This is a genomic window from Pantoea dispersa, from assembly GCF_014155765.1.
GTDB lineage: Bacteria > Pseudomonadota > Gammaproteobacteria > Enterobacterales > Enterobacteriaceae > Pantoea > Pantoea dispersa.
Genome location: NZ_SCKT01000003.1, coordinates 552798 through 572103, shown reverse-complemented (window position 1 = coordinate 572103; position 19306 = coordinate 552798). Strand labels below are relative to the sequence as shown.

The 19306-nt window shown below is 59.2% G+C and carries 17 protein-coding genes and 1 other annotated feature; of the genes, 9 read left to right on the top strand and 8 right to left on the bottom strand.

Annotated features, from left to right (window positions below):
- The first annotated feature begins 89 nt into the window (after positions 1-89).
- Both H7K56_RS12645 and H7K56_RS12640 read left to right on the top strand, forming a co-directional pair.
- Positions 90-1157: a fatty acid desaturase gene (locus H7K56_RS12645; protein WP_031280076.1), complete on the top strand. Its 1068-nt coding sequence runs from the start codon at positions 90-92 to the stop codon at positions 1155-1157.
- On the top strand, positions 1054-1839 hold the full coding sequence (locus tag H7K56_RS12640; protein ID WP_245001405.1) for a phosphate/phosphite/phosphonate ABC transporter substrate-binding protein: 786 nt from the start codon (positions 1054-1056) through the stop codon (positions 1837-1839). Before H7K56_RS12645 ends, H7K56_RS12640 begins: the two co-directional genes overlap by 104 nt.
- Before the next feature lie 39 nt (positions 1840-1878).
- On the opposite strand, the gene fusA is transcribed toward H7K56_RS12640, so the two are convergent.
- Positions 1879-3978, bottom strand: coding sequence for an elongation factor G (fusA, locus tag H7K56_RS12635; protein WP_058771101.1), 2100 nt, complete (start codon positions 3976-3978; stop codon positions 1879-1881).
- A gap of 211 nt (positions 3979-4189) precedes the next feature.
- On the opposite strand from fusA, the gene H7K56_RS12630 reads away from it, so the two are divergent.
- The gene (locus tag H7K56_RS12630; protein ID WP_104093144.1) at positions 4190-5101 is read left to right on the top strand and encodes a ketopantoate reductase family protein; all 912 of its coding nucleotides are present in this window, start codon (positions 4190-4192) and stop codon (positions 5099-5101) included.
- Between the two features lie 216 nt (positions 5102-5317).
- Here the strand turns inward: H7K56_RS12630 and H7K56_RS12625 are convergent, their stop codons facing one another.
- Positions 5318-6088 carry a YdcF family protein gene (locus tag H7K56_RS12625; protein ID WP_104093143.1) on the bottom strand — a complete coding sequence of 257 codons (771 nt, stop codon included), beginning with the start codon at positions 6086-6088 and terminating at the stop codon, positions 5318-5320.
- 99 nt (positions 6089-6187) lie between these two features.
- On the opposite strand from H7K56_RS12625, the gene H7K56_RS12620 reads away from it, so the two are divergent.
- Positions 6188-7255 (top strand): LacI family DNA-binding transcriptional regulator, encoded by a 1068-nt coding sequence (locus H7K56_RS12620; RefSeq protein ID WP_125310091.1) that lies wholly within the window; start codon positions 6188-6190, stop codon positions 7253-7255.
- Between the two features lie 43 nt (positions 7256-7298).
- Here the strand turns inward: H7K56_RS12620 and tmaR are convergent, their stop codons facing one another.
- The 3 genes from tmaR to dacD form a co-directional block, all read right to left on the bottom strand.
- Positions 7299-7619 carry a PTS system regulator TmaR gene (tmaR, locus tag H7K56_RS12615; RefSeq protein WP_021509369.1) on the bottom strand — a complete coding sequence of 107 codons (321 nt, stop codon included), beginning with the start codon at positions 7617-7619 and terminating at the stop codon, positions 7299-7301.
- A 171-nt stretch (positions 7620-7790) separates the two neighbouring features.
- Entirely contained in the window at positions 7791-8849 is a 1059-nt protein-coding gene (locus tag H7K56_RS12610; RefSeq protein ID WP_058757324.1) for an FUSC family protein, read from the bottom strand.
- Positions 8850-9011: 162 nt separating this feature from the next.
- Positions 9012-10178, bottom strand: coding sequence for a serine-type D-Ala-D-Ala carboxypeptidase DacD (gene dacD / locus H7K56_RS12605; RefSeq protein WP_182689020.1), 1167 nt, complete (start codon positions 10176-10178; stop codon positions 9012-9014).
- Positions 10179-10380: 202 nt separating this feature from the next.
- On the opposite strand from dacD, the gene sbcB reads away from it, so the two are divergent.
- Positions 10381-11802, top strand: a complete 1422-nt coding sequence (sbcB, locus tag H7K56_RS12600; protein ID WP_150360826.1) for an exodeoxyribonuclease I — start codon at positions 10381-10383, stop codon at positions 11800-11802.
- Positions 11803-11961: 159 nt separating this feature from the next.
- On the opposite strand, the gene H7K56_RS12595 is transcribed toward sbcB, so the two are convergent.
- Both H7K56_RS12595 and H7K56_RS12590 read right to left on the bottom strand, forming a co-directional pair.
- The gene (locus H7K56_RS12595) at positions 11962-13320 is read right to left on the bottom strand and encodes an APC family permease (protein WP_058757322.1); all 1359 of its coding nucleotides are present in this window, start codon (positions 13318-13320) and stop codon (positions 11962-11964) included.
- A 366-nt stretch (positions 13321-13686) separates the two neighbouring features.
- Entirely contained in the window at positions 13687-15102 is a 1416-nt protein-coding gene (locus tag H7K56_RS12590; RefSeq protein ID WP_150360825.1) for a glutamine synthetase family protein, read from the bottom strand.
- 211 nt (positions 15103-15313) lie between these two features.
- Here H7K56_RS12590 and puuD point away from each other — a divergent pair, with 211 nt between their 5' ends.
- The 3 genes from puuD to H7K56_RS12575 are packed head-to-tail and all read left to right on the top strand — an operon-like array spanning position 15314 to position 17934.
- On the top strand, positions 15314-16078 hold the full coding sequence (gene puuD, locus H7K56_RS12585) for a gamma-glutamyl-gamma-aminobutyrate hydrolase (RefSeq protein WP_021509363.1): 765 nt from the start codon (positions 15314-15316) through the stop codon (positions 16076-16078).
- Positions 16075-16632, top strand: coding sequence for an HTH-type transcriptional regulator PuuR (puuR, locus tag H7K56_RS12580; RefSeq protein WP_031280073.1), 558 nt, complete (start codon positions 16075-16077; stop codon positions 16630-16632). Before puuD ends, puuR begins: the two co-directional genes overlap by 4 nt.
- A 24-nt stretch (positions 16633-16656) precedes the next feature.
- Positions 16657-17934: an NAD(P)/FAD-dependent oxidoreductase gene (locus tag H7K56_RS12575; RefSeq protein WP_150360824.1), complete on the top strand. Its 1278-nt coding sequence runs from the start codon at positions 16657-16659 to the stop codon at positions 17932-17934.
- A gap of 195 nt (positions 17935-18129) precedes the next feature.
- Here the strand turns inward: H7K56_RS12575 and H7K56_RS12570 are convergent, their stop codons facing one another.
- The gene (locus H7K56_RS12570) at positions 18130-18957 is read right to left on the bottom strand and encodes an SDR family oxidoreductase (protein WP_058757317.1); all 828 of its coding nucleotides are present in this window, start codon (positions 18955-18957) and stop codon (positions 18130-18132) included.
- A 180-nt stretch (positions 18958-19137) separates the two neighbouring features.
- On the opposite strand from H7K56_RS12570, the gene hisL reads away from it, so the two are divergent.
- A complete protein-coding gene (hisL, locus tag H7K56_RS12565; protein ID WP_100396937.1) occupies positions 19138-19185 on the top strand; it encodes a his operon leader peptide in 48 nt (15 codons plus the stop codon).
- Positions 19161-19282 (top strand) — a sequence feature (His leader region). It overlaps the preceding gene by 25 nt.
- Positions 19283-19306: the final 24 nt, after the last annotated feature.

Below are 19306 nucleotides of genomic sequence, written 5' to 3'. Positions count from 1 at the left end.
AACAAAGCAATTTTCCGTCTTTGTGTTTATCACGCGTATCGCGCATCGTGAGCGCATCTTTTCCCGTCTCGCTGACTGAACACATGAACATGGTCAAAGGAACCTCCGCCTACCTCAGTGCGCAACAGCGCGAAGTGGTGCATCAGCTGGCGCGCAGCTGGCTCTGGCGCAGCGAATTGCCGACCTGGCTGTTAATCATTACCGTTTATAGCGGCTGGTTCGCCAGCGTGCTGTACTGGCAAACGCTGGGCCTGCCCCTCGCCACGCTGCTGCTGATCCTGTTCACCACCTGGTATTTGTCGCTGCAGCATGAGTTGATTCATGGCCATCCGACGCGCCTGCCGCGCCTTAATCAGCTGTTTGGCACGCTGCCGCTGGCGGTGTGGTATCCGTATGGTCTGTACCGGGATTCGCACCTGGCGCATCACCGCAACCACACCCTGACCGATCCGCATGATGATCCGGAAACCTATTATCTGTCGCCGGCGCACTGGGCTCGGCTCAAACCCTGGCAGCAGCGCGTTATCCATCTGCGCAACACCTTTCCGGGACGTCTGCTGCTGGGACCGCTGCTGGATATCCTCGCCACGCTGCGCGCGCTGACGCAAAGCGTGGTGCAGCGCGACGTGCCGGCGATGATGATGTGGCTGGTGCACCTGCTACTGCTGGCCGGACTTTTTTACTGGCTCAGCCTGCACGGCTTTTCCCCGCTGTGGCTGGTGCTGGCGGTGAGCTATCCGGCGCTGATGCTGACCAAGGTGCGCTCATTTTACGAACATCGTGCCGATGAGGCGCCGCTGGCGCGCTCGGTGAATAACGAAGCGGCCTGGCCGTGGCGCCTGCTGTTCCTGAATCTCAACTATCATTCTGTACATCACGATCTGCCCGGTTTACCCTGGTACGGTCTGCGCAAAGTCTATTTGCTCTACCGCGACGGCTACTATCAGCGTAATCAGGGTTTTCGCGTTGCCGGTTACGGCGAATGGATGAAGCGCTTCTGGCGTCAGCCGATCGACGTTAACGCCCACCCGGGACACCACAAGGACGCACAGAATGCACATCATCTCTTTACCGATGTACGACATCGACCACCCGAGCACGCTGGCCATGACCTCAGTGCTGACGCGGCTGCTGGCGAAGCGCGGCGTGCAGGCTGAGGTGCAGTGGCACGACGACCTGCTGCCACACTGGCGTGATGACAATCTGCTGCTGAGTCAGACCTGCGGCTATCCGCTGGTCGCGCTATTGCCTGACGTGCAACTGGTGGGCACGTTTCAGTCCAATGCGCCTGGCTGCCATGATCTGCGCTATCGCAGCTGGCTGGTGGCACGGCAGGAAGATGAGAACCTGAGCCTCGCCGATTTCCGCGACCGTCGCGCAGTGTGCAACAGCAATGACTCACACTCCGGATACAATTCGCTGCGCTACGTGGTCGCGCCGCTGGCCCAGGACGGCAAATTCTTCGCCACTACCCGGTTCAGCGGCAGCCACCGCCAGTCGCTGGCCGCGCTGCGCGCCGGACAGGCCGACCTCGCCGCCATTGATTGCATCACCTGGGCGCTGCTGCGCAAATACCGGCCGCAGGAGCTGCAGGGCTTAGCCATTATCGGTGAAACCCCGCTGTGTGCCGCGCTGCCGCTGATAACCTCGGCGAAAACCGACAGTCTGCTACTGGAAAAGCTGCGCAGCACGCTGTTTGAGCTGGCCAATGTGGAGGATTACAAGGATGTGATGAAGGCCAACCTGCTGGCGGGCTTTTCTGTGCCGCAGCGCGACTGGTTTGACGAGGTTAAACGCTGGGAAGATGACGCCGCCGCGCTGGGCGTGACGGCGCTGTAAATAAAGCACTAACCGGCGGCATCCCTGCCGCCAGCGGACTTACTGTGCGCGAGCCGCGATAATCGCCTCTGCGACGTTACGCGGTGCTTCGGCGTAGTGGGCAAACTCCATGCTATACGTGGCGCGGCCCTGAGACATTGAGCGTAGCGTGGTGGCGTAGCCAAACATCTCGGCCAGCGGCACTTCAGCACGGATAATGCGCGCGCCGAAACGCTCGTCCATGCCCTGCAGCGTGCCGCGCCGGGATGACAAATCGCCCATCACGCCGCCGGCATACTCTTCCGGCGTCTCCACTTCCACTTGCATCACCGGCTCAAGTATCACCGGATCGGCCTGCTTCGCTGCCGCTTTGAAGCCAAAGATCGCCGCCATGCGGAACGCCATCTCGGACGAGTCAACGTCGTGATAAGAGCCAAACGTCAGCGTGGCTTTGATGTCGACCACCGGATAACCGGCCAGCACGCCGCTGTTGAGCGCTTCGCGAATGCCCTTCTCCACCGAAGGAATGAATTCGCGCGGCACCACGCCGCCTTTGGTCGCGTCTTCAAAGGCGAAACCGCTTCCAGCCGCCTGCGGCTCCAGCGTCAGCACCACGTGACCATACTGGCCCTTACCGCCTGACTGACGCACGAATTTCCCTTCCACCTCGCGCACCGTTTTGCGGATGGTTTCGCGGTAGGTTACCTGCGGCCGGCCAATATTGGCTTCCACGCCGAACTCGCGTTTCAGACGGTCGACGATGATCTCCAGATGCAGTTCACCCATGCCGGAGATGATGGTCTGACCGGACTCCTCATCGGTGTGCAGCCGGAACGACGGATCCTCTGCCGCCAGCCGCTGTAGCGCCAGCCCCATTTTTTCCTGGTCGCCTTTGGTCTTTGGCTCTATCGACAGCGAAATCACCGGATCGGGAAATTCCATGCGCTCCAGCGTGATTACCGCATCAGGATCGCACAGCGTTTCGCCGGTGGTGACCTCTTTCAGCCCGACGCAGGCGGCAATATCGCCGGCGCGGATCTCATCAATTTCGATGCGATCGTTAGCCTGCATCTGCACGATGCGGCCAATGCGCTCTTTACGCCCTTTCACCGCGTTCCACACGCTGTCACCCTTGCGCAGCACGCCAGAATAGACGCGCACAAAGGTCAGCTGACCGACGTAAGGATCGCTCATCAGCTTGAACGCCAGCGCCGAGAAAGGTTCCTCATCGTCAGCATGGCGTTCGTCGTGTTCGCCGCGCTCGTTGATGCCGGCGACCGGTGGCACGTCGAGCGGTGAAGGCATCAGTTCGATGACCGCATCGAGCATGCGCTGCACCCCTTTGTTTTTAAACGCGCTGCCGCACAGCATCGGCTGGATTTCGCCCGCCAGCGTGCGCTGCCGCAGCCCGGCAATCACCTCGTCTTCACTGAGATCGCCCTGCTCCAGATAGCGATCCATCAGCGTTTCGCTGGCTTCTGCCGCTGCTGCCACCATGTTTTCCCGCCACTCCGCCGCCTGCGCCTGCAGCGCGTCCGGAATCGGCGCATAGCTAAAGCTCATGCCCTGGCTGGCGTCGTCCCAGTAGATGGCGCGCATTTTGTTGAGATCGATGACCCCGCTGAACTGCTCTTCAGCGCCGATGGGAATGACAATCGGCACCGGATGCGCCTGCAGGCGATCTTTCATCATCTGCACCACGCGGAAAAAGTCCGCGCCCTGGCGGTCCATCTTGTTGACGAACGCAATGCGCGGCACGTGGTATTTATTCGCCTGCCGCCACACGGTTTCTGACTGCGGCTGAACGCCACCGACCGCGTCGTACACCATCACGGCACCATCCAGCACGCGCATTGAGCGTTCCACTTCAATGGTGAAGTCAACGTGTCCGGGCGTATCAATGATGTTGATACGGTGCGGCGTGAAGCTGCCGTCCATGCCCGGCCAGTAGCAGCTGACCGCCGCCGAGGTGATGGTAATGCCGCGCTCCTGCTCCTGCGCCATCCAGTCGGTGGTTGCCGCGCCATCGTGCACTTCACCCAGCTTGTGGCTCATTCCGGTGTAAAACAGGATGCGCTCAGTGGTGGTGGTTTTACCGGCATCGATGTGCGCGGAGATGCCGATGTTGCGATAACGTTCGATGGGGAGGGGTCGGGGCATGATGCGTCCTTAGTCTGTTGACGAAAAAAACCGGCAGGCACCATTGCCCGCCGCTGTGCCCCAGCATAAACCCATTGTACGAATGAATACGAACAGTTTGAGCTTTTTTTGCTCATCGCTGAGATTGTCACGGTTTTCCGCATTTGCGGTGTGGCGCAGTGACGCGCAGCGTTTTAAGGTAAGGCTTTCATGCTTAACGGGAAAACAGTCCATGCGTATTCTGATTGTGGGAGCCGGTGCCACCGGCGGGTACTTTGGCGCGCGCCTGGCGCAGGCCGGCCGTGATGTGACCTTTCTGGTGCGCGAGCGCCGCCAGCAGCAGCTGCAACAGACCGGACTGGTGCTGCAAACGCCGGAGGGCAGCACGGTGCTGCAGCCGCAGCTGGCGCTGGCCTCGACGCTGACCGGTGATTACGATCTGATCATCCTGACGGTGAAAAGCTTTGCGCTGGAACAGGCGATGGAAGACATCGCCCCGGCGGTTGGGCCGCAGACGCTGATCATGCCGATCCTCAATGGTATGCGTCACATTGATACGCTGCGCGCACGTTTCGGTGACAAGGTGATTGGCGGGCTGTGTAAGATTCACGCCACGCTGGGCGAGCACGGCGAAGTGATGCAGCTGTCGCCGCTGCACGTGCTTTACTACGGCGCGCTGGACGGCAACAACGATGCCCATCTGGCGCGCGTGGATGCCGCGCTGCGTGACGCGCAGTTTGACAGCGTGTTCGCCGATAACATTATCAGTGAGCTGTGGGAGAAGTGGCTGCTGCTGAGCACGCTGGGCGCCGTGTGCTGTCTGGCGCGCGGCAATACGCAGCACATCCTGCGTTCAGCCGGTGGTGAAGCGCTGCTACAGGGCATTTTCGCTGAGGTGCTGGCGGTGATCACCGCCGATGGCTACCAACAGCGTCCGGCCGTGACGGCGAAGATTTATGAGACGCTGAACAATCCTGATGCGGCGATGACCTCATCCATGTACCGCGATTTAACCCAGGGCTACGATATCGAAGCCGATCAGATCATCGGCGATTTGCTGGTGCGCGGCGCGCGCCATGCGGTGGCGACGCCGCTGCTGAACGCGGTGTATGTGAATTTGCAGGTGTATTTGCAGACGCGGTGATCAGTCCGGTGCGTGGCGTGCCAGGTGCGCATGAATGCGCATCCTGTTATTTGTGCGACATGTCATTGCGGCACCAGCCAGTCGCACAAACCGTAGCGGCGCGATTTATCGCGCAATGTGCATTTCCGCACCGCGGCCGGTTGCGCAATAAATTGCGCCGCTACGGATAAGGCAGAATATTCTCTTTACTCAATCACATATGCTTTTGGTGACGGCTCAACCCAACCGCGACTGCACACCGGGCAGCTGCATCAGGCGCTGCCAGGCTGCTTCGACCGCGTCGGGTACATCAACGTGACCGAAGAACCCCTTGCCGTTCGGGCCATAGCCGCTGGCGTCGTCACGCAGGCGCTGCACCTCGCCCATCAGCAACGACAGGAAACGCTCCACTGACCACAACCCCTGCGGCGGCGCGCCAACGATGCGCAGCATGCCCGCATCCATCATCACCTGCGGCACAAACACCGGCCAGCTGATGAATTCCGGCGCATGCTCGCGATCGCGCCACTGCCAGCGGAAGGTTTCCCAGCTGCGGCGCTGCATCAACGGATCCTGCACCAGCAGCACGCGCTGCGGCTGCCACTGCTGCTCATCCAGCAGGCGCTGGCTCAGGACGGCGTTTTCGCCACAGTTGCGTGAGGCGGTTTCCAGCAGCAGCTGATCGTCAGGCAGCTCAGCGAACACGCGCGCCATCTCGCCCAGCAGCTGCGCTTCGCCCTTGCCGGCGGTGTCGATCTGGCGGTAGAGCGGATGGCTGGCAATCATCGCGGCCAGCAGCGCGGTTGAGTGACCGATGCCGCCGCTGATCAGCAACGGCAGCTGATATTTCTTCGCCAGCGCAATCACCGCTTCGACGTTCGGCAGCACCGCATGTCCGGCAAGTATGGCTAAATCGACCTCCAGCGTACCGTCCTTTGGCAGCTGATCGAGCGCCAGCCAGGCGGCAATGGTGTTGATATCCTGAATTTGATGGTCATTGAGCTGCATCACTTTCTCCTTGCGTTATCACTGGCAGTGTAACGCCTTAATACCGCGACGGCAGGGAAAAATTTGCTACACTCGCCGCATTCTCATCAGGAGGGATCAATGACAGCGCGTTCCGTAACGCTTGACGATGTCGCCCGGCTGGCTGGCGTCTCCTATCAAACGGTTTCCCGGGTGCTGAACCATTCGGCGCAGGTGTCACCCCGCACCCGCGCGCGGGTGGAAGCCGCGATGCAGCAGCTCAGCTACGTGCCAAACCGGGTCGCGCAGCAGCTGGCCGGCAAGGCCACGCGCACGCTCGGTCTGGCGACCAGCGATCTGGCGCTAATGGCGCCAGCGCAGATTGCTTCGGCGATTCAGCAGCGCGCGGCGGCGCAGGGCTATCATCTGGTGATCGCCATGGCCAATGCCACCAGCCACGCGCAGGACACGGTGCATGAACTGCTGGCGCAGCGCGTCGATGCTCTGCTGATCAACCTGCCGCTGGATGCCGCGCAGGCGGCGCAGATTCAGCAGCAGTGCGGCAGCAAACCGACGCTGTTTTTAGATGTGGAGCGCAGCGCGGCCGTGGCGCAGTGTCAGTACCGGAGCACCAGCGGTGCGCAGCAGGCGGTGGATCATCTGGTGGCGCTCGGCCACCGGCAGATTGGCGTGCTGAACGGGCCTGCAAGCTCCGCGTCAGCGCGGGCGCGATTTAGCGCCTGGCAACAGGCGCTGGCGCGTCATCAGCTGGTGCCGGACTGCGTACTGAGCGGCGACTGGAGCGCAGCGTCCGGCTATCAGGCGCTGCTGACCCGGCTGCCCGACCAGCTGCCGCAGGCGCTGCTGGTGGCTAACGATCAAATGGCGCTGGGCGCGATGCGCGCGCTGCATCAGCATGGCGTACGAATTCCGGCGGAGATGTCGATCATCGGTTACGACGATACGGCGGAGAGCGCGTGGTATCAGCCACCGCTGACCACGGTGCGCCAGGATTTACAGCAGTTAGGCACGGTGAGCGTCGATCGTCTGCTGGCGCAGCTGGAGGGAGAGATACCGGACAGTCAGCCGCTGGAGACCGAACTGGTCCTGCGCGCCACCACGGCGGCGCCGTTGCAGCAGCAGGTGGATGTGGCGGAGATTGCGCAGCAGTTACAGCAGCTGGCGCGGGCATTAAAAAGGTCGCCGTAAAGGGCGACCCTGGAGCAAAACGCGGCTATCAAGCCCGTGAGGCTTACTGCCCTTTTGGTTCGCCCATCGCTTTGAGCTTTTTCGACAGCTCGCGACGCTCTTTCGACAGATCGGCGTTTTTGATGATGTACTCGTCCACGCGATCTTCATAATCCACGCGCATGCTGGCGATGATTTCCTGAATCGCTTCCACGCTCATACCAGGTTTGATGTACTCGCTCAGGTTGTCCAGCAGCAACACACGTTTCTGGTTATCACGGATTTTCTTTTCGTTGTCCGTAATTTCGCGCTGCAGTTTGTTTTTACGACGAAACATACGCACAAACTCCAGTACGTCCTGAAATGATTGCTTGGCATTTTCCATGTTGGCACCTTTCTTGTGGCCTGCCGCGGCAGGCAAAATAGTCATAAACCGGGAAGACATTTAGCTTAGCGGCTTATAAGCCGGGTTCGCAATTTTCACCGCTAAATTCGGACTGGCACTTATCTTAGCGCAAAGAAAGGGCAATTCGCACTAAGTCATTGCCTGAGAAAACTATTTGCGCAGCGCCAGACGCACCAGGTCTGTCATGCGCTCCAGCTGACGCGCCTGCTCCAGACTCAGCCAGACGTAACCGTAAATCGCGGTGGTCTCCAGCCGCGCGCTGCCGTTGGCGATCAGCGCTTCCAGCTCCTGGGTGATGGCTTCCAGCTCGTGGCTGTTGGCAATCACCTGTTCAGTCTCGCCTTTTACCATCAGCGCTGACAGCGCGTTCAGGGTGTTCTCGGTCATCTGTTGCGTGCGGCGCAGCGTCGGCGCGTTAAGTAAAATCAGATGGCTTTCGCGCGACGCCCACCAGGCTTCAATCTGCATCTGCATGGTGTTAACCATATTACGGTTAATGGTCTGAATGGCTTCAAACACCGATTTAGGGATGCGCGTCTCTTTGCTCGCCGGCTCCAGCAGCGCGCGCATTTTGATCACGCTGGTAAGCAGCTTCTGGAAGCGCGGATTGAGGCGCGGCTTCTCCACCAGATTGGCAGAAAAGCCGGCGTGATGAATCTTCGCCATGTTGATAAAGGCGTCCGACAGCTGAATGCGCCAGTGAGTATAGGCGCGCTGCGCCCAGATGGCGCTAAACAGTAAAGCCATCAGCGAGCCGAGGATCACATCGCCGCCGCGCCACAGCGCCACGGTGAAATCGCCGGCCGGCGCGCCGACCACCACGCCGAGCGTAATGCCGATCAGCAGTGCCATATACGGGTGTTTGCCCAGCGTCAGATAGCCGCAGACGATCATCACGATAAAGCACCACACCAGCATCAGCGGCAGTGACAGCAGCTCCAGCTTCAGCGCGATCAGCCCTGATATCAGCCCGGCAAAGGTACCGCTGATACGCTGCACCACGCGTGGCAAAACATTGCCCCAGGTGGAGATCGGTCCCATCACCACCACCAGCGTGATCAGCGGCCAGGTGCCTTCCGGAATATCGGTGAGACGGACAAACAGAAAGCACAGCACAAAGGCGATAGCAATGCGTACGCCGTGCACGGCGCGGTAGTGGCGGTAAAACCAGAACTCAATCGGAGAGATGGGCTTGTCAGCGCGTAACATGGTGGTCCGGGTGCGAAAAAAATTTGCGCGCTATGTTACCCTGGCGCAGCACGAACATTGAGGGGCTGGCGCAACTTTTTGCGCAATAATACAACTGCGCTACATCTTGTTTTCTCAGTGCACACAAGGATGTAACGCAGCGGTTGCTTATTGCCCGACGGCTTACAGTTTCTGTTTCACGTAATCGCTGATGCGCGTGATGATGCCTGCTTCATCGACCGACTGCAGCGCGTACAGCGGATAGCTAGCCAGCTGCTTGTCTTTATCCAGCACCTGAATTTCGCCCACCTGCTCGCCAGCTTTGAGTGGCGCTTCGAGGTCTTTACGATTGATCACGTACTTCGCCATCACGTTCGACACTTCGCTGCGCGGCAGTGACAGATAGATATCGTCGGTGGTACCGACGTCCACTTTGTGCGGGTTGCCGTACCAGACGTTTTCGCTGCCGATCTTTTTCCCGGCGTGGAACAGCTGCACGGTGTCGAAGTTGTTCTGTCCCCACACCAGCAGCTTACGCGCCTGCTCTTCACGTCCCTTCGAACTTTTCCCGCCCATGATCACCGCAATCAGACGATGGCGACCGACGATGTTCGAGGCGACGATGTTGAACCCGGCGCTCTCGGTGTGGCCGGTTTTCATGCCGTCGACGTGCAGATTCTGATCCCACAGCAGGCCGTTACGGTTGTTCTGGGTAATGCCGTTGAAGCTGAGGGTTTTCTCGCTGTACATGGCGTAGAAATCCTGCTCACCGTTGATGATGGCGCGCGACAGCACCGCCAGATCGCGCGCGGTGGTGTGCTGCCCCGGTGCATCAAGACCGTGCACGGTTTCGAAGTGGGTGTGCGTCAGACCGAGCTTCTGCACGTAGCTGTTCATCATGTTGACGAAGCTCTCCTGACTGCCGGCCACATAGTCGGCCAGCGCCACGCAGGCGTCGTTGCCGGAATCGATGATCACGCCGCGCATCAGATCGCGCACGGTGACTTTATCGCCCGGCTTAAGAAACATCAGCGACGAGCCTTTAAACACCGGATTGCCGGCGGCCCACGCATCTTTGCCCACCGTGACCACATCGTCGCGGGTGATTTTCTTCTGATCGACCGCGCGATCGACGACATAACCAGTCATCAGTTTGGTCAGGCTGGCCGGGTTGCGCTCCGCGTCCGGGTTGCCCGCGGTGAGGATCTGCCCGGTGGTGGCGTCCATCAGCACCCAGGACGCGGCATCAATGGCCGGCGGCGTCAGGGGAAACGGCATGCTGTCATCCGCGTGCGCCAGCGATGCCCAAACAATCATTCCAGATACAGTTACCAACAGACGCCTTTTCAACACTTCTTCCTCAACATCAAATAAATGAATTTACCGCCGCACGTTTTACGGCAAATAGCGCTTTGATATCTGAATAAATTGAAAAAAAGTATGAACCGCGGACAAATGCTGCGCGCCCGCTCGCAGCGATGGCGATCGAGGTTGTGCTGTACCGGGCTGACGACTATTCTGTGCGTTGATTTTCCATAGCCAGGATAACGCCGTGCCCGCCTCTGAGTTCACTTTTCTGTTCCACGATTATGAAACCTTCGGCAAAAGCCCGTCGCTGGATCGTCCGGCGCAATTTGCAGGCCTGCGCACCGACAAAGCCTTTAACGCCGTGGGCGAACCGCAGGTGTTTTACTGCCAGCTCGCGGACGATTACCTGCCGCAGCCAGAAGCGGTAATGATCACCGGTATCACGCCGCAGGTGGCCAACGCGCGCGGCGTGCCGGAAGTGGAGTTTGCTCAGCGCATTCACGCGCTGTTCAGCGAACCGCAGACCTGTGTGATCGGTTACAACAACGTGCGCTTCGATGACGAAGTGACGCGCAATATCTTCTACCGCAACTTTATCGACCCGTATGGCTGGAGCTGGCAGAACGGCAATTCGCGCTGGGATCTGCTCGACGTGATGCGCGCCTGTTATGCGCTGCGCCCGGAAGGCATCGTCTGGCCGGAGAACGACGACGGTTTCCCGAGCTTTAAGCTGGAGCATCTCACCCAGGCTAACGGCGTGGCACACGAACAGGCGCACGATGCGATGTCCGATGTGTACGCCACGCTGGCGATGGCAAAGCTGGTGCGGGAGAAGCAGCCGAAGCTGTTTGAGTTTCTGTTTACCCATCGCAACAAGCAGAAACTGATGACGCTGACTGATATTCCGCAGATGAAGCCGCTGGTGCACGTTTCCGGCATGTTCGGCGCGGCGCGCGGCAATACCAGCTGGATTGTGCCGCTGGCGTGGCATCCGGATAACAAAAACGCGTTGATCGTGGCCGATCTGGCCGGCGACATGACGCCGCTGCTGACGCTGTCGCCGGACGAGCTGCGTGCGCGGCTGTATACGCGGCACAGCGATCTGGGCGATTTGCCGGCGGTGCCGATCAAGCTGGTGCACATTAATAAGTGTCCGGTGCTGGCCCCGGCCAACACGTTGCGCCCGGAAGATGCCGAACGGCTGGGTATCGATCGTCAGCACTGTCTGGCGAATCTGGCCCTGCTGCGCCAGCATGCCGAAGTGCGGGAAAATGTGGTGACGCTGTTTGCCGAAGCGGAGCCGTTCACGCCGTCGGAAGATGTCGATGCGCAGCTGTATGACGGTTTCTTCAGCGACGCCGATCGCGCCGGCATGAACATCCTGCGCCAGACGCCGCCGCAGAACCTGCCGGCGCTCGATTTGACCTTTGAGGATAAACGTATCGCGAAGCTGCTGTTCCGCTATCGCGCCCGCAACTTCCCTGGCACGCTGGATGATAAAGAGCAGCAGCGCTGGCTGCAGCATCGCCGCGAGCAGCTTAATGCGGAGCGGGTACAGGCGTTTTTGCTGGAGCTGGAGTCGCTGGCCAGTTTACATGAGGGCGATGCAGAGAAGATGGCGCAGCTGAAAGCGCTGTATTTGTATGCGCAGGAGCTGGTGTCGTAGCAGGGTTTCGTGCGGGCTGATGCCCTCACCCCGGCCCTCTCCCACGGGGAGAGGGAGAGGTATAGTGCGTTTTGGTGCAGCTACTGGGCTGATACCTGAAACACGCTCGGACGGTTCCCTCTCCCGCGGGCGGGAGAGGGTTAGGGTGAGGGAAAAGCCTTACACCTCTTCGCTAAACTGCGGTACCGGATTGCGGAACGTGCGGGTCACAAACGCCAGGTAAACAATACCAATCGCCGCCCATACCAGGCCGAGCACCATCGAGGTCTCTTCCAGGTTGATCCACAGCGCACCCACCGTCAGCGCACCCATGATGGGCAGCACCAGATAGTTGAGGTGATCTTTCAGCGTTTTATTACGCTTCTCACGAATCCAGAACTGGGCAATCACCGACAGGTTCACAAAGGTGAACGCCACCAGCGCACCGAAGTTAATCAGCGCCGTTGCGGTGACCAGGTCGAAGTTGATCGCCAGCAGCGCTACCGCACCAACCAGCAGCACGTTCAGCGACGGCGTGCGGAATTTCGGATGCACGAAACCAAAGAAACGCTGCGGGAACACGCCGTCACGGCCCATCACGTACATCAGACGCGAAACGCCGGCGTGTGCCGCCATGCCGCTGGCCAGCACCGTCACCACCGAGAAAATCAGAATGCCGATCTGCAGCGCTTTACCCGCCACGAACAGCATGATTTCCGGCTGTGAAGAGTCCGGATTCTGGAAACGCGAGATATCCGGGAAGTACAGCTGCAGGAAGTACGAGACGCCAATAAAGATCACCCCTCCAATCAGCGCGGTCAGGAAAATCGCGCGTGGAATGGTGCGCTCGGCATCTTTGGTCTCTTCCGACAGCGAGCTGATACCGTCAAAGCCAAGGAACGAGAAGCACAGAATGGTCGCACCGGTAATCATCGGCACCACCTGCGCATTTTCAGACCAGAACGGCTTCGTACTGGTCAGCGTACCGGCGCCAATACCGTGTGCCACACCATACACCACCATACCGGTGATCACCGCCATCACCACTACCTGCAGCACCACAATGACGCTGTTGAAGTTGGCCACGGTTTTGATCCCACGCAGGTTGGAGATGGTCATAAACGCCACCAGCAGCACCACGAAAATCCACGACGGAATGCCCGGCACCAGCGACTCAAAGTAGCTTTTCGCCAGCAGGATGTTGATCATCGGCATGAACAGATAGTCCAGCAGTGATGACCAGCCCACCATAAAGCCGACGTGCGGACTGATAGCCTTCTGAGCATAGGTGTAAGCGGAGCCCGCAGATGGGAAGCGGCGTACCAGCTTGCCGTAGCTCACGGCAGTAAACAGTATCGCGATCAGCGCGAAAGCATAAGCGGTGGCGACGTGACCGTCGGTGAGGCCTGACACGATGCCGAAGGTATCAAACAGGGTCATTGGCTGCATATACGCCAGGCCCATCATGACGACCGGGATCAGAGTCAGAGATTTTTTCAGATGTGCACGCTGTGGTGCGGCAGAGGTATTAAGCGACATTGTTCAGGCCCCCTACAGCAACAACTGAGTTCAGTTGTACCACAGGGATACTGCGCAATGTGCTGCAGTGAGAAGTGATATTAGTGTTTGCGATTGTCGCCGCGCCATAATCATCACGGAAGCGAGAACCAGCCTGCGCTGGTGCAATTGTAAACAGTCCCATCTTTGTTCCTCAAATCTCACGCACAAGCGTGTTTCAGTGTCTATCTATCCGGATGCGTGTCCGGCCTCGTTCATGTAGTGAAAGCACCATGCAAAAAAATAACCGACGTAATAAGCGTCGGTTATGTTTTGTCTTTTGCAGGGCGCGTATTTTGCCCCAACTTAGGCCATCGACACAAGATGTTGGATCAATTCTTCTGTCGGTCAGGCGTTCTTTAACATCCAGTCAATTTCCGTGGCGGTGATCAGCCGTTCAAACTCGCGCAGCTCATACTGTTTGCAGCTGTACCACACGCCGCTGAAACGCTCGCCGAGCAGCTTTTGCAGCGGATAGCTGTTTTCAAACTCATACAGCGCATCGCTCTGGCGAATCGGCAGTTCCAGCCCTTCCGCCTCGTGGCCATTGCCCTTCACCGGATGCGGTAAGGGTAGCTGATTATCCAGACCGTGCAAGATACCGGCAATAATTGCTGACACCACCAGATACGGATTGGCATCGGCACCCGCCACACGGTACTCGACGCGATGGTTTTCTACATCGCCGCAGGGAATGCGCAGCGCCACCGTGCGGTTATTATGTCCCCATGACGCCTGCAGCGGCACAAACGCCTCCGGCAGGAAGCGACGAAACGCGTTGACGTTAGGTGCCAGCAGCGCCATTGATGCCGGCATCAGATCGATCATGCCAGCCAGCGCGCGCTTCAGCAGCGGCGAATCGCTGCCATCATCCAGCGCAAAGGCGTTGTGGTCGGCGGCATCCAGCATACTGATGTGTACGTGCATGCCGCTGCCCGCATACTCCTCATACGGCTTGGCCATAAACGTGGCGGTCATGCCGTGATTTTCTGCTACCTGACGCACCAGCCGCTTCAGCAGAATGGCGTCGTCACAGGCTTTGAGGATATCGCGCGTATGGTGCAGGTTGATTTCGAACTGGCCCGGCGAGGCTTCCGCCAGCGCGCCGTCGGCGGGGATATTCTGCAGTTTCGCCAGCGCGTCGATATCGCGCAGTACATCGGCGAAATGGTCGAGATTATCCAGCGAATACACCTGACTCTGCATGTTGCGCTCTTCGCTACCCGGCGCACACGGCGGCTGAATATAGCCTTCGGCATCGCGCTTTTTGTCCACCAGATAGAACTCCAGCTCTACCGCTACCACCGGAAACAGACCGCGATTGCGCAGCTGTTGCCACAGCCGGTTCAGCACGTTTCGGGGTTCAACGTCAAAGGGAGTGCCATCTTGGTCGCACATGGTCAGCAGCAGCTGGGCGATGCGTTGCGGGTCAGAGGCGGAAGGAATTAAGGTCCCGGGGACCGGTATGCAGAGGTTATCAGGTTCGCCGAGCGCCTGTCCGAGGCCGGCTTCCTCGACGGTGTTGCCGAGAATGTCCATGGCGAAAACCGAGGCCGGAAAGTAACACCCTTTTTCCAGCTTAGCTAACGCGGATACGGGAATGCGTTTACCGCGAAATACCCCGTTGAGATCGTTTAACAGAATATCGACATACTGCGTTTCCGGATGGCGTTCCAGCCAGGTTTTCACCTCCAGCTGGAACGCGCTGGTTCGTTTTTCTTCACTGTGTCGCGTGAAGTCTTCTACTTCCACGAGGTTCGTCATCTTCCCACCCGCCCTATACCGTTTAAGATGGTTTGCACATGCTCAAAATAACAGCCACACCTCTAACATAGCTCTAACGCAAATGGTGTGCAAATGTAACAATTCTGTTTGAAGAACAACCAGACGGTTGCTAGATTGACAATATATTGCACACTTTTTCTACTTAGCGCGCAAAACCGGCGAAAATATTGAACAGCAGCGTGGAGACGTAATGGGCATTATTTTTGACAAGCCTTTGATTGGCGTAGTGATGTGCCAGAACCCCATCGGCAACCATGTTGGGCAGACCGTGCATAACAAATACCTCGACGCCGTGGTGCTCGCCGGTGGCGTGCCGCTGCCTTTGCCGCATCAGCTGATGCACGCGCCGCAGCTATTAGAAAACAGTATGACGCTGCTGGACGGCATTTTGCTCACCGGCAGTCCAAGCAATATTGAACCCTGGCATTACGGTGAAGAGGGTCATGAGGCGCATGCCGATCCATCGCGTGACCGCTTATCCTTTGCGCTTATCACCCACGCCAGCGGGAAAAAAATGCCGATGCTGGGCATCTGCCGCGGTTTGCAGGAGCTGGTGGTCGCCAACGGCGGCGCGCTGCATCGCCAGCTGCATCAGACGCATCTGTTTCAGGAGCACCGCGAAGATGACAGCCAGCCCCTGGAGCAGCAGTACGCGCCGGCACATCTGGTGCAGCCCGAACCCGACGGCCTGCTGAGCCAGCTGCTGGGCAGCGCTGCCGCGTTCGCGGTCAATTCGCTGCACGGCCAGGGCATCCGCGAGCCTGGCCCGCAGTTACGCATTGAAGCCCGCGCGCCGGATGGCCTGATCGAAGCCGTCAGCCTGCGCCAGCATCCGTTTGCGCTGGCGGTGCAATGGCATCCGGAGTGGCAATCCGATCGCGATCCGGTCTCGCGCCGTTTATTCGAGGCCTTTATCCACGCCGCAGCACGTTATCACAAGGAAAAGCAGCCATGAATGATGCCACTCTGGCGCCCGGACGACGCTTATCGCAAATCCGGCAGGAGTTGGGATTGTCTCAGCGTCGCGTCGCTGAGTTGTCAGGTTTAACACACAGCGCTATCAGCACCATTGAGCAGGATAAAGTCAGCCCGGCAGTCAGCACGTTACAAAAGCTACTCAAAGTGTATGGGCTGTCGCTGTCGGAGTTTTTCTCTGAGCCGAAAGTGAATGCCACGCCGCGCATCATCGTACGGCCGGATGATTGCGTTGAGATCGGCAGCCTCGGTGTTTCTTTACAGCTGATTGATAACGGTGCGGCGAAGCGCGCGCTGGCGATGCTGCTGGAGCGCTACGAGCCGGGGGCCAGCACCGGTGAAAAGCTGCGCCATCCGGGGGAAGAGACCGGCACGGTGCTGGAGGGGGAAATCACCCTGGTGGTGAACGGTCAGAGTTATCACCTTAACCGCGGCGAAAGCTACGTGATTGATACCGGTTTGCCGCACAGTTTTACCAATACGTCAGATCAGCCGTGTCGCATTGTCAGCGCGCATACGCCCGCCAATTTCTGAGTTCACGCGCTACAGGAGGTTAAGATGCACCACGTGCAAAGTTATTACGCCGCGACCGCCAACGCGCACGCGCCGTGGCCGCAGCTGCAGGAGAGCATTCAGTGTGACGTCTGCATCATCGGCGGCGGGTTTACCGGGCTCTCTTCCGCGCTGTTTCTCACCGAAGCCGGTTACGATGTGGTGGTGCTGGAAGCGGCCCGCGTCGGCTTCGGCGCCAGCGGCCGCAACGGCGGCCAGGTGGTGAATTCCTACAGTCGCGATGTCGATGTCATTGAGCAGCGCTACGGCAAACAGACTGCGCAGATGCTGGGCAGCATGATGTTCGAAGGGGCGGAGATTATCCGCGACCGCATCGATCGTTACGCCATCGCCTGCGACTATCGTCCCGGCGGCATTTTCGCAGCCCTCAATCAGCGCCAGATGGGGCATCTGCGCAGCCAGCAGGCCAGCTGGGCGCGTTACGGCAACAGCGATCTGGAGCTGCTGGACGAGCGCGGCATCCGCCGTGAAGTGGCCACCGACCGTTACGTCGGCGGCCTGCTGGACCGGCGCGGTGGCCATCTGCACCCGCTCAATCTGGCGTTAGGTGAAGCCGAAGCGATTCGCCGGCACGGCGGCCGTATATATGAGCAGTCGGCGGCGCTGGCAGTGACCTACGGCGCACCCAACCGGGTCAAAACCGCGCAGGGTGAAGTCAGCGCCACCTTTGTGATTTTTGCCGGCAACGCCTATCTGCCGTCACAGCTGGAACCGCGACTGGGGCGCAAAAGCATGCCGTGCGGCTCGCAGATCGTCACCACCGAGCCGCTGAGCCGCGATCAGGCGCTGGGGCTGATGCCCAATAACCACTGTGTGGAAGATTGTAACTATCTGCTGGATTACTTCCGCCTGACCGCCGACAACCGCCTGCTGTACGGCGGCGGCGTGGTGTACGGTGCGCGCGAACCGGAAGACATCGAGGCGTTGATCCGGCCCAAGCTGCTGCGCACCTTTCCGCAGTTGCGCGACGTGAAGATTAGCCATCTCTGGAGCGGTAACTTCCTGCTGACGCTGTCGCGCATGCCTCAGTTTGGTCAGCTGGAGAAGAATGTGTTCTTTATGCAGGGCGATAGCGGACACGGTGTGACCTGCACGCACCTCTCCGGCAAGCTGATTGCCGAAGTGCTGCGCGGCCATGCAGAGCGGTTTGATGCGTTTGCAAAGCTGCCGCACCTGCCGTTTCCCGGCGGAAGACGCTTTAAGGTGCCACTGACGGCAATGGGTGCGGCCTGGTATGCGTTAAGGGATCGGCTGGGGGTTTAGGTAGGTGCGGTTTGCTGCCCTCACCCCGGCCCTCTCCCACGGGGAGAGGGAGAAGGATGGTGCGTTCATCTGCAGGGAGAGGGAGAAGGATGGTGCCTTTATTTAAGCCGGGAGCAGTACCTGGAATGCGCGCTCGGGCGGTTCCCTCTCCCGCGGGCGGGAGAGGGTTAGGGTGAGGGCAACCCCGCACCGCCCCTACTCCAGCGGCATCTTCATCGGGTCATCGTAGCTGTACTCAAACCCCAGCTCGTGACAAATCTTCGAACCGTCAATCACCTTGCCGCTGGCGCGCACCGGCTCGGCAACAAACGTCGGTGGCACCAGGCCTAACTGCTTCGACACGCTCGGGTAGAAGCTGTCGCGTGATGGATGTTTCGGGGCGCACAGGTTGTAAACGTGCCCGCCTTTTGGCGTTTGCAGCAGCAGCACAATCGCGTCGACCACATCATCAAGATGCACCAGGTTCACCGCATGCGCGCCGTTTTCCAGGTTGGTTTTACCGGCGAGGAAACGTCCCGGATGGCGGTTCGGGCCGACCAGTCCGGCGAGACGCACGATATCCACACTGGTGCCCGGCAGGTCATGCAGCCAGTTTTCCAGCTCCACCAGCGTTTTGCCCGCTACCGTCTCCGGCTGCAGCGCACTGCTCTCTTTTCTTACGCCGTCGCCGCTGCCGTATACCGAGGTAGAGCTGGTAAAGATGATGCGCGGCACTTTATTCGCCAGCGCGGTATCAACCACGTTCTGCACCGCCTGCATGTAATCTTCGCCGCCCTGCACGGTGCGGCTGGCAGGCAGCGTCACCACCAGCGCATCCACCGCCATCAGCGCGGCCAAATCGTCTGCTTCACACTCCAGCTCCGGTGACAGCACCAGCTGAAACGCATCAATACCACAGCGGCGCGCCGCATCGACACCATCCGGTGAAGTTTTGCTGCCGGTCACCTGCCAGCCGCGCGCTGACAGCGCCATCGCCAGCGGCATTCCCAGCCATCCCAGACCTACAATTGCCACCTTTTTCATATCGACTCCTGCTCTCCCGCGCTAAGACACCCCATCTTAGTGCCAGCGCGTCAGCCAGACCAGCGCAAACTGTTGCCGAAGGTTGCGAAAACTGACGTTAAAAAAGGGTTGCCAAGCGCCGCCATCTTCGTTAGGTTAATCAGCACGCAAATGAATACTCATTCAGCAACGGAATTTTTTATGACACGCGTTCAGTTCAACCACCATCATCACCATCACCCTGACTAGTCTTTCAGGCGATGTGTGCTGGAAGACGTTTAGGATCTTCCAGTGGTGCGAGCGCAAAGAGAGCCCCCGGAAGATCACCTTCCGGGGGTTTTTTTATGGGCGAACGCAACCAAAAACGCTT